This window comes from Salinimicrobium catena (genome assembly GCF_900102915.1).
Classification (GTDB): Bacteria; Bacteroidota; Bacteroidia; order Flavobacteriales; family Flavobacteriaceae; genus Salinimicrobium; species Salinimicrobium catena.
Genome location: NZ_FNGG01000001.1, coordinates 969,811 through 986,410 on the forward strand (window position 1 = coordinate 969,811; position 16,600 = coordinate 986,410).

Annotated in this window: 14 protein-coding genes; 8 read left to right on the top strand and 6 right to left on the bottom strand. The window is 44.5% G+C overall.

What is annotated here, in order from left to right:
* Genes mrdA through purH form a run of 5 tightly spaced genes read right to left on the bottom strand, consistent with a single transcriptional unit; the run spans position 1 to position 5,799 of the window.
* Positions 1-1,869: a penicillin-binding protein 2 gene (gene mrdA / locus BLS64_RS04485; RefSeq protein WP_093112123.1), complete on the bottom strand. Its 1,869-nt coding sequence runs from the start codon at positions 1,867-1,869 to the stop codon at positions 1-3.
* Positions 1,866-2,372, bottom strand: a complete 507-nt coding sequence (locus BLS64_RS04490) for a rod shape-determining protein MreD (RefSeq protein WP_093112125.1) — start codon at positions 2,370-2,372, stop codon at positions 1,866-1,868. The genes mrdA and BLS64_RS04490 overlap by 4 nt, the downstream gene beginning before the upstream one ends.
* Complete coding sequence (gene mreC / locus BLS64_RS04495) at positions 2,365-3,192, bottom strand: rod shape-determining protein MreC (protein WP_093112127.1); 828 nt, start codon at positions 3,190-3,192, stop codon at positions 2,365-2,367. Before mreC ends, BLS64_RS04490 begins: the two co-directional genes overlap by 8 nt.
* 9 nt (positions 3,193-3,201) lie before the next feature.
* Entirely contained in the window at positions 3,202-4,230 is a 1,029-nt protein-coding gene (locus BLS64_RS04500; protein WP_093112129.1) for a rod shape-determining protein, read from the bottom strand.
* A 42-nt stretch (positions 4,231-4,272) separates the two neighbouring features.
* Positions 4,273-5,799, bottom strand: a complete 1,527-nt coding sequence (gene purH, locus BLS64_RS04505; protein WP_093112131.1) for a bifunctional phosphoribosylaminoimidazolecarboxamide formyltransferase/IMP cyclohydrolase — start codon at positions 5,797-5,799, stop codon at positions 4,273-4,275.
* 135 nt (positions 5,800-5,934) lie between these two features.
* On the opposite strand from purH, the gene BLS64_RS04510 reads away from it, so the two are divergent.
* Positions 5,935-7,188: an ABC transporter permease gene (locus BLS64_RS04510; RefSeq protein ID WP_093112343.1), complete on the top strand. Its 1,254-nt coding sequence runs from the start codon at positions 5,935-5,937 to the stop codon at positions 7,186-7,188.
* Between the two features lie 149 nt (positions 7,189-7,337).
* On the opposite strand, the gene BLS64_RS04515 is transcribed toward BLS64_RS04510, so the two are convergent.
* A complete protein-coding gene (locus tag BLS64_RS04515) occupies positions 7,338-7,793 on the bottom strand; it encodes a GAF domain-containing protein (RefSeq protein ID WP_093112133.1) in 456 nt (151 codons plus the stop codon).
* Positions 7,794-7,882: 89 nt separating this feature from the next.
* Here BLS64_RS04515 and xrtF point away from each other — a divergent pair, with 89 nt between their 5' ends.
* The 7 genes from xrtF (at position 7,883) to BLS64_RS04550 (ending at position 16,582) form a co-directional block, all read left to right on the top strand.
* Positions 7,883-8,428: an exosortase family protein XrtF gene (xrtF, locus tag BLS64_RS04520; protein ID WP_093112135.1), complete on the top strand. Its 546-nt coding sequence runs from the start codon at positions 7,883-7,885 to the stop codon at positions 8,426-8,428.
* A complete protein-coding gene (locus tag BLS64_RS04525) occupies positions 8,425-8,862 on the top strand; it encodes an exosortase F system-associated membrane protein (protein WP_093112137.1) in 438 nt (145 codons plus the stop codon). The genes xrtF and BLS64_RS04525 overlap by 4 nt, the downstream gene beginning before the upstream one ends.
* Before the next feature lie 42 nt (positions 8,863-8,904).
* Positions 8,905-9,306: an HYC_CC_PP family protein gene (locus BLS64_RS04530; protein WP_093112139.1), complete on the top strand. Its 402-nt coding sequence runs from the start codon at positions 8,905-8,907 to the stop codon at positions 9,304-9,306.
* 93 nt (positions 9,307-9,399) lie between these two features.
* A complete protein-coding gene (locus BLS64_RS04535) occupies positions 9,400-13,161 on the top strand; it encodes an efflux RND transporter permease subunit (RefSeq protein WP_093112141.1) in 3,762 nt (1,253 codons plus the stop codon).
* 28 nt (positions 13,162-13,189) lie between these two features.
* Positions 13,190-13,558 carry a four helix bundle protein gene (locus tag BLS64_RS04540; RefSeq protein WP_093112143.1) on the top strand — a complete coding sequence of 123 codons (369 nt, stop codon included), beginning with the start codon at positions 13,190-13,192 and terminating at the stop codon, positions 13,556-13,558.
* A gap of 94 nt (positions 13,559-13,652) precedes the next feature.
* Entirely contained in the window at positions 13,653-14,855 is a 1,203-nt protein-coding gene (locus BLS64_RS04545; RefSeq protein ID WP_176763425.1) for a TolC family protein, read from the top strand.
* Between the two features lie 26 nt (positions 14,856-14,881).
* Positions 14,882-16,582, top strand: coding sequence for an efflux RND transporter periplasmic adaptor subunit (locus tag BLS64_RS04550; RefSeq protein ID WP_093112146.1), 1,701 nt, complete (start codon positions 14,882-14,884; stop codon positions 16,580-16,582).
* Positions 16,583-16,600 lie beyond the last annotated feature (18 nt).

Here is a 16,600-nt window from a genome sequence, read left to right on the forward strand (position 1 = left end):
CTACTGGTTGATTTTAAATGGTTCGCCACTAAGTGGTTTGGCATATTCTTCTTCCAGGCTGTGAGTAAGGATCCATTCTTCCATGTCTTTTCGGGTGATCTCCCCTTTCAAATACTTTTCTATTAGTAATCCGGCGATCCTTCCGGCATAGCGTCCTCCCCAATAACCGTTCTCTACAAAAACCGCCATGGCGATCTTTGGGTCGTCAACAGGGGCAAAAGCGATGAAGATGGAATGGTCTGTCAACTGCACTCTTTTTCCGTTGATCTTCGTAAAGTTCTCTGCGGTACCTGTCTTACCGGCTATTTCGATTCCCGGAATTCCCAGGGCAGAGGCAGTTCCCGATTTATATACCTGATGCATGCCTTCGATCACCGGTTCAAAATGTTCGGGATCAATTGTGGTGTACTTCTTTTGTGTATATTCTTCTTTCTTGATGGGGTTCCCGTCTATCTCTTTAAGGATGTGAGGAGTGTAGAACCAACCCCTGTTGGCTATCGCAGCAGTCATATTTGCCAGCTGAATAGGGGTCATCAAAACTTCTCCCTGGCCAATGGCATTAGAAAGAGTGGCAGGTGCAAACCATTTGTACTTTGGATATTCATAAATGGCATTATAGTAATCTGCCGTAGGGATCTTTCCTGATCTCCCGGTGGGAAGGTCATAACCCAAATAATCTCCTAACCCAAAGCTTTCAAGATGTTCGGCCCAGGTGTTCACCCCCTCCTGAGGGGTAGGGTATTTTTCAATGATGCGCCGGTAGACATTAGCGAAGTAGGCATTGCAGGAATTAGCAATTCCCGGGATCATACTTAGCGGTCCGGGATGGGCATGACAACCCATTTTTCGGCCTCTCCCGTAATAATAACCCATTTGGCAGGTAAACCTTTCCCTGGTATCCACTACACCTTCCTGTAAGGCAATAAGAGCATTAATGGTCTTGAATGGGGATCCCGGAGGATATTCGGCCAACAGGCCACGATCATATAATGGCTTGGCTATGGTGTCGTAATACAGTTCAGTGAAGTTCTTGGATCTTTTTCGGCCCACCAGTTTAGCCGGATCATAGTTGGGCGCGGTCACCATGGCCAGGATCTCTCCTGTAGCCGGTTCAATGGCAACAATACCTCCACGCTTGTTCTCCATAAGCAGTTCTCCATACTTTTGGAGTTCTGCATCAATGGTAATGGTGAGGTCTTTTCCTTTTTTGGGAAGGGTATCGTAGATCCCTCCTTTGTACGGGCCAATGTCTCTGTTAAACCGGTCTTTCTGAATATATTTTACTCCCTTTATTCCGCGTAAAAGTTCTTCATAGTATTCCTCTACTCCCTGTTTCCCGATAAGGTCTCCGGAAAGGTAATAAGGGTTTTCATTTACCGTACGTTGGTTAACCTCTGCGATGTAGCCTAAGATGTTTGATCCATGTTCGGTATAATAGTCCCTTAGCGATCGCTTCTGAATGTAAAAACCTTCATACTTCCGCATTTTCTCCTGCAGATAAGCATATTCACTTTTTGTAAGCTGCGGAATGACCACAGAGGGCAGGCGTGGAGAATAGATCTTTGCCTTGTCCAGCCTTCCAACCAGTTGTTCTTCAGTAAGTCCTAAGATCTTACAGAATTCGGTTGTATCAAAAGGTTTTAAATTCCGCGGAATGACCATCACGTCATAAGAGGGCTGGTTGGAAACCAGTAGCTCTCCATTGCGGTCAAAAATGAAGCCTCGCTGTGGGTAATCATATACCACCTTGATAGCGTTGTTCTCGGAAAGCCCTGCAAAGGAATCATCCAGGACCTGAAGGTAGAACAAACGGGCCAGAAAGATTAGCCCTGAGGTAATAATGATAATGTATAATAGGATTCTTCTCATCTAGATCTTCTGTTGAATAGTGCCAAGGTTAGGAAAATCAGGATCAGGGTAAAAATGCCTGAAAACAATGTTTTCTTTAGAAGTAACAAGAAGTGTGCAAAATTGAAAAATTCCAATAAAAAGAGCACAAAATGATGAATGAACACAAGAATAGCCACGTAACTTATCCTTGAGCCTATAGGGGTGCTGGAAAATTTGATTGTCTGGTAATCATAGCTCACTCCAAAGGAGAACCTTAAAACCACCGGGCGTATATATGCGATCACCACGCAGGCGGCAGCATTGATCCCCCCGCTGTCTTCGAACAGGTCTACGCCAAGTCCCAGGAAAAAACTTAAAATAAGGAGCAGGGTTTGATTTCCGTTAAAGGGATACAGCAGGATGAACAAAATGTAAAGGTACGGATTGATGTACCCCATAAAATTGATGTTGTTCAGCAAGAGTACCTGCAGCAGGATGAGGAAAAAGAACCGAAAGGTATTTGACAACACTACGTTATTCATCCTTGGTGATATTTTGCAGTTCCTTTATCTCTTCCTGGGCCGTATTTTCAATGATGTAAACATAGCCAAGGTTGGTCATGTCGTTGAAAAGCCCAATGTTTATAGTGTAATAGCTTTCGCTTTGATCAAGTTCATAATCTATGATGTCTCCAATGGGAATGCCTTTTGGGAAGATCAGGGACCTTCCGCCGGTAATTATAGTATCTCCTTTAGTAACAGGAGCAATTGCCGGAACATCGATCAGCTGCACTACATTGGGATCTTCCCCGTTCCAGACCAAAGTTCCGAAGTGATTTGATTTTTTTAGCTGGGCGTTGATTCTGGAATTGGAGTTTAAAATGGAGATGACGGTTGAATAATTAGGAGAAACGTTCTCTACGATACCTACGATCCCTTTACTGGTTACCACTCCCATGTCTCGCTCTATTCCCTCCCGCGAACCCGATTTCAAGGTGAGGTAATTGTCAACCTTGGCGTAATTATTATTGATGACTTCTGAAGCCCTGAAAATATAGCTGCCCTCATAAGAAGAAGTGTCGGTGAAATCTTTTATTTCCAGCGAATCTTCATAGGTAGCCAGTCTTGTCCGAAGCCTTTGATTCTCCTCAAGTAACCGAAGGTTGTACTCTTCAAGGTTAAAATAGGTGTTGATGTTGCTCGTCCAGCTGTAAATTCCCCCGCTCACGAAATTTGCGGAACTAATGAATTTGCTCTTTTGATACGAATGCGATTGTATGGTCAAAAACAGGGAAACCGAAAGCAGCAACAAGAATAAAATATTGTTCTTATTGCGAATAAGAAAATTTATTATTTGCTGCATAAGTTACTCCTACTTTATCAAGATGCTCTTGTAGCGGTGAAGGGTCTTAAGGCAAATACCGGTACCGCGTACTACTGCCCTTAAAGGATCTTCTGCAATGTACACTGGAAGATCTGTCTTTTGAGATAATCTTTTATCAAGGCCCCTTAACATTGAGCCACCCCCTGCGAGGTAAATTCCGGTATTGTAGATATCGGCAGCAAGTTCAGGCGGAGTTTGAGAAAGCGTTTCCATCACAGCATCCTCGATCCTCAAAATAGATTTGTCAAGAGCTTTCGCGATCTCTCTAAAGGAGATGTTCACCTGTTTCGGTTTTCCGGTTAACAAGTCACGTCCCTGAACGTTCATTTCGTCTGGCGGAACTTCAAGGTCTTCGGTCGCGGCTCCAATCTGGATCTTTATTTTTTCCGCAGTACGCTCACCCACATAAAGGTTGTGCTGGGTGCGCATATAATAAACGATGTCATTGGTGAAAACATCACCCGCGATCTTTACAGATTTGTCACACACGATACCGCCAAGGGCGATCACAGCGATCTCTGTAGTACCACCCCCTATATCCACGATCATGTTACCTTTTGGCTGCATGATGTCTACTCCAATACCAATGGCTGCGGCCATGGGTTCGTGAATTAGATAAACTTCTTTACCATTTACCCTTTCGGCACTTTCTTTAACCGCGCGCATCTCAACTTCCGTAATTCCCGAAGGGATACAGATCACCATTCTTAGAGCCGGCGTGAACATTTTCTTCTTTAACGCGGGAATTTCCTTGATGAACATGGTAAGCATCTTTTCAGACGCGTCAAAGTCAGCGATCACCCCGTCCTTAAGTGGGCGAATGGTCTTGATGTTTTCATGGGTCTTTCCCTGCATCATCGCAGCTTCTTTACCCACTGCAATAATCTTTCCTGTTGTTCTATGACGGGCCACGATAGATGGGCTGTCAACCACTACTTTGTCGTTATGAATGATAAGGGTGTTTGCAGTCCCAAGGTCAATGGCTATTTCTTCAGTGAGAAAATCAAAAAATCCCATGTTAAGTCTTATTAAATTTGAGGTTTGGTAAATGTAATAAAATTAATGTTTAAAATGCCTCGTGCCTGTCATCACCATAGAAAGGTTATTTTCATTGCAATAGTCAATGCTTAACTGATCTTTTATCGAACCTCCAGGCTGGATCACCGAAGTAATACCGGCATGATCTGCGATCTCCACACAATCTGGGAACGGGAAGAAAGCATCACTTGCCATAACGGCGCCTTTAAGGTTAAATTCGAAAGAATTTGCCTTATCTATACTTTGTCGCAGAGCATCTACTCTTGAAGTCTGCCCTGTACCGCTTGCAAGTAACTGATTGTTTTTTACCAGAACGATGGTGTTTGATTTGGTATGCTTGCAGATCTTGGAAGCAAACAATAGGTCCCTTAACTCGTTCTCGTCGGGTTTATTGTTGGTCACAAAAGTTAAATCTTCTTTTGTGTCCGTTTTTAGGTCTTTATCCTGAACAAGCACGCCGTTTAGACAGGTGCGTACCTGTTTCTTCGGAAGTTCTGTTTCCTTCTGAACAAGCATCACCCTGTTCTTCTTTCCTTTTAAAATTTCAAGAGCTTCTTCGGAATATGAGGGCGCGATCACCACTTCACAGAATAATTTGTGGATCTGTTCTGCTGTGGCTTTGTCAATTTCGGTATTGCTGATCAAAATTCCGCCGAAAGCCGAAACCGGATCACCCGCCAAAGCATCTTTATAGGCCTCAAGAATGCTGTCTCTTTGGGCCAGGCCGCAGGCGTTGTTATGCTTTAAAATGGCAAAAGTAGGCGCTTCATTTTTGAACTCGCTCATCAGGTTCACCGCTGCATCTACATCTAAAAGGTTATTATAAGAAAGTTCCTTGCCGTGCAGCTTTTCGAACATACTGTCAAAATCTCCGAAGAAATATCCTTTTTGATGAGGGTTCTCTCCGTATCTTAACTCTTTCCCGGTGGTATAGCTTTCTTTATAAACGGTTTCTTCTTCATTGAAATAATTGAAGATGGCTGTATCGTAATGAGAAGATACGTTAAAGGCTTTTGCCGCGAATCTTTTCCTGTCGGCCAAAGAAGTTGCGCCTTTTCCTTCGGAAATAATGTTTAAGAACTCACTGTAATCTTCCATAGAAGAAACGCACAGCACATCCTTGAAGTTCTTGGCTGCCGCCCTGATGAGGGAAATTCCGCCGATATCTATTTTTTCAATGATTTCCTGGTCTGTAGCGCCAGAAGCAACTGTTTTTTCAAAAGGATACAGGTCCACGATCACGATGTCGATCTGGGGAATCTGGTATTCCTTCAGCTCGGCTGCGTCCTGTTCATTATCACTTCGGTTAAGAATGCCTCCAAATACTTTTGGGTGAAGCGTCTTTACCCGGCCTCCAAGAATGGAAGGGTAGGAGGTAATGTCTTCAACAGGTACTACATTAATTCCCAGGTCGGTGATGAATTTTTCAGTCCCGCCGGTGGAGTAGATGGTAATTCCTAGCTCATCCATTTTTTTAACAATGGGTTCCAGCCCCTCTTTGTTAAAAACTGAAATTAATGCGGATTTCGCCGATTTTAAGTTGCTCATTGTGTTGGTTTTGGTAAAGTTGCAAAAGTAACTATTTCAGTATAAAATATAAATCCTGAAGCCTTTATTTCTCATAAAATTTGTAACGAAACCTGAAGCTGCACGTCATATAGGTTGAATGCCGATCTTAGCGCTATGTTGATCTACCTGAGAGTCCTTAAAGAGAGCTTTAATTTTGCAATTAACGCTCTAAAAAACAATAAATTACGCACCATGTTGTCACTTCTGGGAGTGACCATTGGGATTTTTTCTATCATCGCCGTGCTGGCAGCGGTAGATTCGCTTGAGAAAGAGATCAAAGGAAGCCTTAGTTCTCTTGATCAAAGCACCATGATCGTCACCCGTTTTTCATTCGGGCCTACAGAGGTGCCACAATGGAAAAGACAGCAATTTCCAGATGTGACTTACGAGGAATATGAGGACATTAGCCGAAATCTTCCCGACCTGGAGGCAGCCTCCTTTGTGCTAAACGTTCCGAACGAACCCATAAAGTACCAGGAAAACACCGCGAACGATGTGGGAATAGCTGCAGTTTCATATGAATATTACGACATAGAAGCCCTACAGCTGGAAGAGGGCAGATTCTTTAATCAGGCCGAATCGGTAAGAGGGGCGCCTGTGATCATTTTAGGGCATGATGTGGCGGAAAGCTTATTTCCTGGGGGGGATCCTATGGGTAAAAGAGTGCGCTTGTATGGCAGAAAATTCACCGTGATAGGCCTGCTTGAGAAAATGGGCCAAGGCCTTTTTGGAGGTGGTCATGATTCAAATGTGTTCGTGCCTGTAAATGCGGTGCGGCGTATCTACGGAAGCAATAGCCGCGGTACTTTTCCGCAGATCGTGATAAAACCTGAAGATGGGGTTGATAATGCCGAATTTGTCGCACTGCTGGAGCAGCAGATAAGGAACAATCGCGGACTTAGACGGGAAGAGATCAATAACTTCTTCGTGAACCAGCTCAAAGGTTTTACAGATTTCATCGACAATATTACCGGCCAAATGAATTTCATTGGGCTCATCATCAGCGGATTTTCACTTTTAGTGGGAGGTTTTGGGATCGCCAACATTATGTTCGTGAGTGTGAAGGAACGAACGAATCTTATTGGGATCCAGAAATCTCTGGGCGCCAAAAACCGGTTCATTTTATTTCAGTTTCTCTTTGAAGCAGTCATCTTAGCCGTCATCGGCGGGTTGATCGGATTATTTTTGGTGTGGGTGATCTCCTTGCTGGCCTCACAATTTACCGGGGATTTCGAATTCGTACTCTCGCCCTGGAACCTGTTCATTGGTACAGCTGTTTCTGCGGTGATCGGGCTTATTTCTGGAATTGTCCCTGCAATTTCGGCATCAAAGCTTGATCCCGTAGAGGCTATTAGGACGGGGATGTAAGACCCTCTGTCTTGCGGACTTCTCCCTTGAGAAGTGGGAGAATTTTTGGTTTTGTATTTAGATTAAGAGGTTCCAAAAAAATCATTTTTGAAACCTCTTGTGATCTTTGTATTTAAAGCTCCTCTTCTTTTAGAGAGGCGGGGGTGAGGCTAAAGGATCTCCGCTACCTTTTCGTTCACGAATTCCAGGAACCTTTCATCTTCTTCGGTAAAAGGATCGGGGACATTAGAATCAATATCTATCTGCCCGATGTTTTCCCCGTTCTTGAAAAGCGGCACTACGATCTCAGCTTTAACATGAATGCTGCAGGCAATGTAATTGTCCTGTGCGCTGACATCGGGCACTACAAAGTTTTTGTTTGACACAGCCACCTGTCCGCAGATACCTTTTCCGAAGGGAATGATGGTATGGTCTGTAGGCTCACCGGCGTATGGTCCCAGTTTCAATTCATTCTTATCGCCGTTCTTGAAATAAAATCCCACCCAGGTGTAGTAGGGGATCTCGGCTTTCAATAATTCGCAGATCTCCTTAAGGCGCAGATCTACCGGTGCTTCATGCTCCTGTACTATTTTTTCTACTTCTGTTCTTAGCTTGCTAAAAGGCATACCGTATAAGTTTTGCACAAAAGTATTTAAAAATTCTTCGAGGTCGTACCTGTTAATTTCAATACTTTTGAAAAAACCTTCAGGAGAATTTGCTTCAACTGGTCCAGAAATATGCTTCGGTAATCCGCTTTATTTTCACCTTTTTGGGGACCTACCTGCTGTTGGCCTTTTTGTACAACCTGTACCTCAATAATTTTGATTCCGCATCCTATTACCCCGACTATCTAACCCATCTGGTCGCATTGCAAAGTGAAGCGGTGGTCTCGGCAATGGGCTATGAAGCACAAATAAGATCGGGCTTTCCCGAGTCGACCATGCACCTGATCGTGAACGGAAAATTCGTGGCCAGGATCATTGAAGGCTGTAATGCGGCGAGTATCATTATTCTCTTCATCTCTTTTATGCTGGCTTTCTTCGGAAGTTTAAAGCCGACTCTTATCTATACTTTAGCGGGATCTGTACTCATTTATGTGACCAATATTTTTCGTATAGGCCTTATGGCTGTAGGCATTTATGAGTACCCGCAATACGCTCATTTTTTACACACGATAGCATTTCCGCTGGTCATTTACGGATCGGTATTCCTGCTATGGGTGGTCTGGATCATTATTTACACTAAACAAATAAGAGCATGAACCCATATTTAAGGATGTTTCTTATCGGGTTGCTGGTCGCAGTGCTGGCATTGATCAGGATGTATGAGTATCAATATTTTTATGATCCGTTCATGTACTTTTTTGAGCGGGCTTTCCAGGAGCAACAGGAATATCATTTTACTAACCTTATGTTCTTCAATGTTTTCCTCAGGTTTTTGCTGAACACGGTGGTTTCCCTCACCATTCTTTATGTGGCTTTTAAAAACTGGAGCATTATCAAATTCGCAGGAGTTATCTATGCACTCTTTTTTATTGTTCTCTTTCCTCTTTTTGTCTGGTTAATGCAGAACGTGACACCAGATGATTATCTAGCAGCTTTTTACGTGAGGAGATTTCTGGCCCATCCGGTTTTAATCCTTATTCTGTTGCCGGCATTCTATTATTACCGGCTCAAGTCTGTACCGGAGAACTAAAATGTTCGGGATATTTATTTTTTCAGTACTTTTGTCATTGGAATGAAAAAGATTTTGCAAAAATCGGGTTCTTTGGTTCTGGCACTTTTGGTGCTGTTCTCTACCATGTCCTTTACCGTGGATAAGCATTTCTGCGGAACGTACCTGGTGGATCAGGCTATTTTTTCTGAAGCCCAGGACTGCGGAATGGAACATCCTTCTGAAGGTGAAATGACCACAGAAGATGGTTGCAGTGATCAAAAAATTTCTGTAGAAGGCCAGGATGATCTGAAGATCTCATTTAATGATCTTGAACTTCCGCAACAGGTATTTCTTTCCACTTTTACTTATTCCTATGTAGGACTGTTTCAAGAACTGCCACAGCAGTTAATTCCTTTTTCAGACTACTCTCCGCCTTTGCTCGTCAGGGACATCCAGGTCCTTAACGAGACTTTCCTTATTTGATCTTTAAGTATTTAGATGGTTATGACCTGCCCTAAAACGGGTGTGGGTCACGGGTTGTATTTAACCTTTTTCTAATTACTTAAACATCAAACAATGCTGAATAAAGGCATCAAATTTTTAATTGAAAATAAGCTGGTAGCTGCCATTCTTCTCCTGTTGTTCGTGGGTTGGGGTATAGTCACAGCGCCCTTTAACTGGGAAACTGGTGTCCTGCCTACAGACCCTGTAGCGGTTGACGCCATCCCCGATATTGGTGAGAACCAGCAGATCGTTTTTACCAAGTGGCCGGGAAGGTCTCCTCAGGATATCGAGGACCAGATCACTTACCCGCTCACCACCTCATTACTTGGTATTCCAGGGGTGAAGACCATTCGGAGTTCCTCGATGTTCGGATTCTCGAGCATCTATATCATTTTTGAAGAAGACATTGAATTTTACTGGAGCCGTAGCCGGATTCTCGAAAAGCTGAATTCCCTACCCAGCAATTTGTTGCCCGAAGGGGTGAATCCGGCTCTTGGCCCAGATGCCACAGGACTTGGACAGATCTTCTGGTATACCCTTGAAGGCCGTGATAAGGACGGGAATGTTACCGGCGGCTGGGACCTTCACGAACTGCGGAGCATCCAGGATTATTATGTGAAATACGCCCTTTCGGGAGCCAGCGGGGTTTCTGAAGTAGCTTCCATAGGTGGATTCGTCCAGGAATACCAGATAGATGTAAATCCTGAATTGATGCGCCAGTACAACGTGGGGCTGAAGCAGGTCGTCATGGCGGTGAAAGAGAGCAACCGCGACATTGGTGCGCAAACACTGGAGATCAATCAGGCGGAATATCTTGTTCGCGGAATGGGATATGTGAAGTCCATTGAAGATATAGAGAATGCTGTAGTCACTTCAGAAGATTACACTTCAATTCGCATTAAAGATATTGCAAGAGTCTCTTTAGGGCCTGCCCAAAGGCGGGGAGTTTTGGACAAGGAGGGCGCTGAAGTAGTGGGTGGAGTAGTAGTTGCGCGCTATGGCGCGAATCCGCTTGAAGTGATCAATAACGTGAAAGAACAGATCGCCGAAATAAGCGGCGGACTTCCTTCTAAAGAACTGAGTGACGGAACGGTTTCTCAGGTCACCATTGTTCCTTTTTACGACAGGACAGAATTGATCCAGGAAACCCTTGGAACTTTGAATGAGGCCCTAAGCCTGGAGATACTTATTACCATTTTAGTGATCATCGTGATGGTCTACAACCTCAGGGCCTCGGTGCTGATTTCCAGTTTGCTTCCGGTGGCCGTGCTCATGGTGTTCATCTCTATGAAACTGTTCGGAGTTCCTGCCAATATTGTCGCACTTTCGGGTATTGCCATTGCGATCGGGACCATGGTAGATGTTGGGGTGATACTTTCGGAAAATATTTTGCGACACCTGGATGAACATGGGGTAGACGGCGATGGCAAAAAACTACCTATAAACACGGTTGTGTACAATGCCACTTCCGAAGTATCGGGAGCGATCCTCACGGCGGTACTTACCACGATCATTAGTTTTATTCCGGTTTTCACCATGATAGGTGCCGAAGGAAAACTTTTCAGGCCGCTGGCGTTTACCAAGACCATGGCTCTTACGGCTTCGCTGATCGTTGCCCTGTTCATAATACCACCTTTTGCAGCCATTTTCTTCAAAAAGAGAACTTCGAGGACAACTGTAGGATTTGGAGCTAACATTCTCCTGATCATTGCCGGACTTGTGGCGATGGTTATGGGTTATTTTATCGGGATTGTGGTCGTTGCCTACGGGGTCACAGGCTTGTTCCTTCTTAAAAAGAGGATCACTCCTAAAAAGGCAAATTTGATCAATGTGATCATTTCGGCCTTTGCAATTGTTTACCTGCTGGCAGAATACTGGAGACCTCTGGGATTTGACCGAAGCGTGTTCATGAACTTCCTTTTTGTCGGTTTAATTGCTTTTGGATTATTAGGGATCTTTACGGTTTTCCGAAGATATTATACCCGCATCCTTACCTGGGCCCTGAACAATAAGATCCTTTTCCTTTCGGGTCCAACAGTTCTTGTAATTGTAGGGTTTTTGATCATGAGGAATACAGGGAAGGAATTCATGCCTTCGCTAAATGAAGGTTCCTTCCTGCTGATGCCTACCTCCCTGCCTCATGCGGGGGTGGAGGAGAATACCAGGGTGTTACAACAACTGGATATGGCTGTTGCCGGTATACCGGAGATCGAGACCGTGGTTGGAAAGGCCGGACGTACCGAATCTGCACTTGACCCTGCACCGCTTTCCATGTATGAGAATGTCATTCAGTATAAATCTGAGTATATGCGGAATGAGGAGGGTGAGCCACAGCGTTACCGGGTCAATGAAGATGGTTTGTTCATTCTGAAGAGTGGAAAACTTGTCCTAAACCCGAATACTGATGTGGACGAAGATGCCAACCTGGAAGAAGGCAGCGTGAAAGATCCGCTGAAGGTAAGACGTGAGCAATTGATCCCTGATGAAGACGGGGAATACTTCAGAAACTGGCGACCAGAGATCCAGTCACCAGATGATATCTGGAATGAGATCGTGAAGGCTACCAAGTTACCCGGAGTGACTTCGGCGCCAAAACTTCAGCCTATCGAGACCCGCCTGGTCATGCTCCAAACCGGTATGCGGGCGCCTATGGGGATCAAAGTAAAAGGACCTGATCTAAAGACCATTGAAGCTTTCGGATTAAAACTGGAAGACATTCTGAAGGAAGCCGAAGGCGTGAAAGATGAAGCGGTTTTCGCCGACAGGATAGTGGGGAAACCTTACCTCCTCATCGATATTAAACGCGACAGACTGGCCCGGTATGGGATAGCTATTGAAGATGTGCAACAGGTGCTGGAAGTCGCGGTGGGCGGAATGGTGATCTCCCAGACCGTTGAAGGCCGTGAACGCTACGGGATGAGGGTGAGATACCCAAGAGAGCTCAGGGCCAATCCTGAAGATATTAAAGACATTTACGTTCCTGTTGAAGGAGGTACTCCTGTTCCGCTGGGAGAACTTGTTGAGGTGAAATATGAACAGGGCCCGCAGGTGATCAAAAGTGAGGATACTTTCCTGATCGGTTATGTGCTTTTTGATAAGCTGGACGGGTTCGCCGAGGTAGATGTGGTGGAAAATGCCCAGGACCTTATTGAAGAAAAGATCGCTTCGGGAGCGCTTTCTGTTCCTGAAGGGATCACCTACCGTTTTACCGGAACTTATGAGAATCAGCTTAGGGCAGAGAAAACACTTTCTGTAGTGGTGCCTCTTTCCCTGATGATCATTTTCCTGATCCTATATTTCCAGTTTAGATCTGTATCCACCTCCTTAATGGTGTTTACCGGGATCGCCGTGGCTTTTGCCGGCGGTTTCCTGTTGATTTGGTTGTACGGACAGGACTGGTTCATGAATTTCAACTTCTTTGGGGAGAACCTTAGGGACCTCTTCCAGATGCATACCATTAACCTGAGTGTGGCCGTATGGGTAGGGTTCATCGCCTTGTTCGGTATCGCCACCGATGACGGGGTGGTGATGGCGACTTACCTTACCCAGTCTTTTGACCGCAACGTCACAGAGACCAAAGAACAGGTGAGGGCAGCGGTTATCGAGGCCGGAGAGAAAAGGATAAGGCCTTGTTTGATGACCACGGCAACAACTATACTGGCATTATTGCCGGTGTTAACATCTACAGGCCGCGGAAGCGATATCATGATCCCAATGGCAATTCCAAGTTTTGGAGGAATGTTGATCGCGCTCATGACCTTGTTCGTGGTACCCGTGTTGTATAGCTGGAGAAAAGAAGCAGGATTGAAAAAGAAAATGGAAGTCGGAGATTAGAAGTTGGATAATTGATAGAATTAATGTTATGATAAAATCATTTAAAGATTTAGATATATATCAGGAATCATATGCTCTGGCAATGGAAATTTTTCGTGAAACCAGGCAATTTCCTAAAGAAGAAACTTTTTCGCTTACTTCTCAAATCGTTCGGGCTTCACGGTCTGTAGCAGCTAATATTTCTGAAGGATGGTCGAAAAGACAATATGAGCAAATTTTTAAACAGCAATTAGTGAATGCGTTAGGTTCCAATGGGGAAATCGAGACCTGGTTGGATTTTGCCGTTGACTGTAACTATTTGAGTAAAGAGGTGCATGGGCAATTGAGAGAAAAGAATGAGATCGTTGGAAAGAAGATAAATCGTCTTCATCAAAACTGGAAAAACTATGGAAAATAGAGCTGTTCAAATAAAATGTAGAGGATTGAGTTCAAGAATAGATCATTTCTTGTCCAGCTTCCAGCCTCCAACTTCTAACTTCAGGTTTAAGTTAATGATCATTCTTGGGTTGTTCTTTTCAGCAAATGGACTTTCCCAACAATTAGAGACCTACATTCAGGAAGCAGAGCAAAATAATCCTGAGATCAGCGCTTTTGAACTGCGGTATGAACTGGCTTCTGAAAAGGTGAATGAAGTTAACACTTTACCCGATACTGAATTCAGCGCGGGGTATTTTGTGAGTGAACCAGAGACCCGGACAGGAGCTCAAAAAGCACGTTTTTCAGTAAGGCAGATGATCCCCTGGTTTGGAACCATAACAGCCCGGGAAAATTACGCTGCTTCTATGGCCGATGCTGAGTACATTGAAATAGCGGTAGCCAAAAGAAAGCTTGCCCTTTCGGTAGCCCAATCCTATTATCGTCTGTATTCGTTGCAGGAAAGACAGGAAGTGCTGCTTGAGAATATCGAGCTGCTCGAAGTGTACCATGAACTGGCAATAAACTCTCTTGAAGTGGGCAGTGCTTCGGCTGTAGATGTGCTTCGCCTGCAAATGAGGCAGAACGAACTGGCACAGCAAAAGCAGACTTTGGAGCAGGAATTTGATGCTGAAAGAGTGAATTTTAACAACCTTTTGAACCGTCGCGAGGATATGAACGTGATGGTTGTTGACTCTATGGCCATTCCGCAGGAAGAGGTACTACGGGATCTAAGTATTGCCGAAGTTCATCCGGAATTATTGAAATTTGATCGCTTGTATGAATCAGTTGCCGAAGCAGAATTGCTGAACCAGAAAGAAGCGCTTCCAAAACTCGGATTTGGGATCGATTACATTCCAGTGGCCGAGCGTACAGATATGATCGTGGACGAGAGTGGAAAGGATATTTTGATGCCCATGGTATCGGTTTCTATCCCTATTTTCAACAATAAATATAAGTCGGTGTCCCGCCAAAATGAGATAAAACAGCAGGAGATCGCAGCCCAACGCGCAGAAAGGGTGAACAAGCTGGAGACCTTGCTTGCAATGGCACTCAATAACCGTGCCTCGGCGAAGATCACTGCCAATACCTTTTTGCGGAATATAGAGCAGGCTAAAGATGCCGAGGAGATCCTGGTGAGAAGCTATGAAACCGGAACCATCGATTTTAATGATGTTCTCGATGTGCAGGAGCTGCAGCTAAAATTCCAGACCGGATTGATAGAAGCCGTGAAAAATTATTACCAGCAAACGGCTCTGGTAAACTATTTGACGAATTAAAAAGTTAGATCTTAATAGACAATAAGATGAAAAAAGTACTCATTTATATAGGAATTCTTGCCGCCGGCCTGCTTCTAGGCTATTGGCTGTTCAATACTTCTGAAGGAAGTAATGAAGCTGAACATGATCATTCAGAAGAAACTAACCAGATGTGGACCTGCTCCATGCATCCGCAGATCATGCAACCCGAACCTGGTGACTGTCCCATTTGCGGAATGGATCTGATCCCTGCCGAAGCAGGTGCAGAAGGTCTTACCGCCGATCAGTTCAAAATGACAGAAAATGCCCTGGCTTTAGCCAATATCCAGACCACCACAGTTGGAGGAGGAGAAATTGCCGGGAACAACCTGAAACTTTCAGGGAAGATCCAGGTGAACGAAGAGACCAATGCCGTGCAGGTGGCTTATTTTGCCGGAAGGATAGAGCAGCTTAATGTGAATTTCACCGGGGAACATGTGAACCGCGGACAATTGCTGGCGACCATCTATTCTCCTGAACTGGTTGCGGCCCAACAGGAGCTGCTAACTGCTGCCAGGTTAAAGGAAAGTCAACCGGCCCTTTACAAAGCGGTGAGAAATAAACTAAAGCTTTGGAAACTTTCAGATAAACAAATAGAGGCTATCGAATCCTCCGGAAGTGTTCGTGAGAACTTTCCAGTGTATGCTACTGTGGCCGGTACGGTGACCGAAAAGCTGGTGCAGGAAGGGGATTATGTAAAGCAGGGGCAACCGCTCTATAAAATATCGAATTTGAACAGCGTTTGGGCAGTCTTTGACGCCTATGAGAACCAGATCAGGAATATTAAAGAAGGCCAGGAGATTACCATCACCACCAATGCGTATCCGGAAAGGCAATTTAACGCTAAAGTCTCTTTTATTGATCCGGTGCTCAATACTTCCAGAAGAACGGTACTGGTAAGAGCCGATCTGGAAAACAAGAACAATATTTTTAAACCAGGAATGTTTGTACAGGGAGAAATAGAAACAGCCGGAGTAACTGCCGAAGAAGAGGTGGTGACCATTCCTAAGTCTGCCGTGTTGTGGACCGGGGAACGTTCTTTGGTTTACATAAAACCGGTACCCACCGAACCTGTTTTTGAGATGAGGGAAGTGAAGCTGGGAAGAACCGTGGGAGATAACTATGAGGTGCTTGAAGGCCTTCAAAATGGCGATGAGGTTGTGGTGAACGGAACCTTCACCGTAGATGCAGCGGCACAACTTCAGGGTAAGAAATCAATGATGAACTCAAGTGAAGGAATGCCTGCAGATCCAAAGGAGATGAAGATGAAGTTGCCTGAGACCTTTCAGAAGGATTTTACAACGGTATTAAGCGCATACTTTAATTTAAAAGATGCTTTTGTAGACTCCAATGTGGAAGCTGTCAAGGCCGGGGCTTATAAGATGCTCGAAGAAGTGAATAGCCTTAAAACAGAGAATTTGGGTGCTATGGAGGTCTCTCATGTAAAAGAGATCAGACAAATGCTGCAGGCTATTTCTGAAAATGATAACCTGGAAAACCAGCGGGACCATTTCATCATCTTATCAAAGAATATGATCGCCTTCGCATCAAACCTTGATGAGATCGAAACTCCTGTTTTTGTGCAGCATTGCCCAATGGCCAATACCAATAAAGGTGCAGACTGGCTGAGCCTTTCCGAAGAGGTAAGAAATCCCTATTATGGGGAGGCCATGTTAACCTGTGGCGAAGTGACCAAAAGAATCAAGTAAATCCATAACTTTAACTAT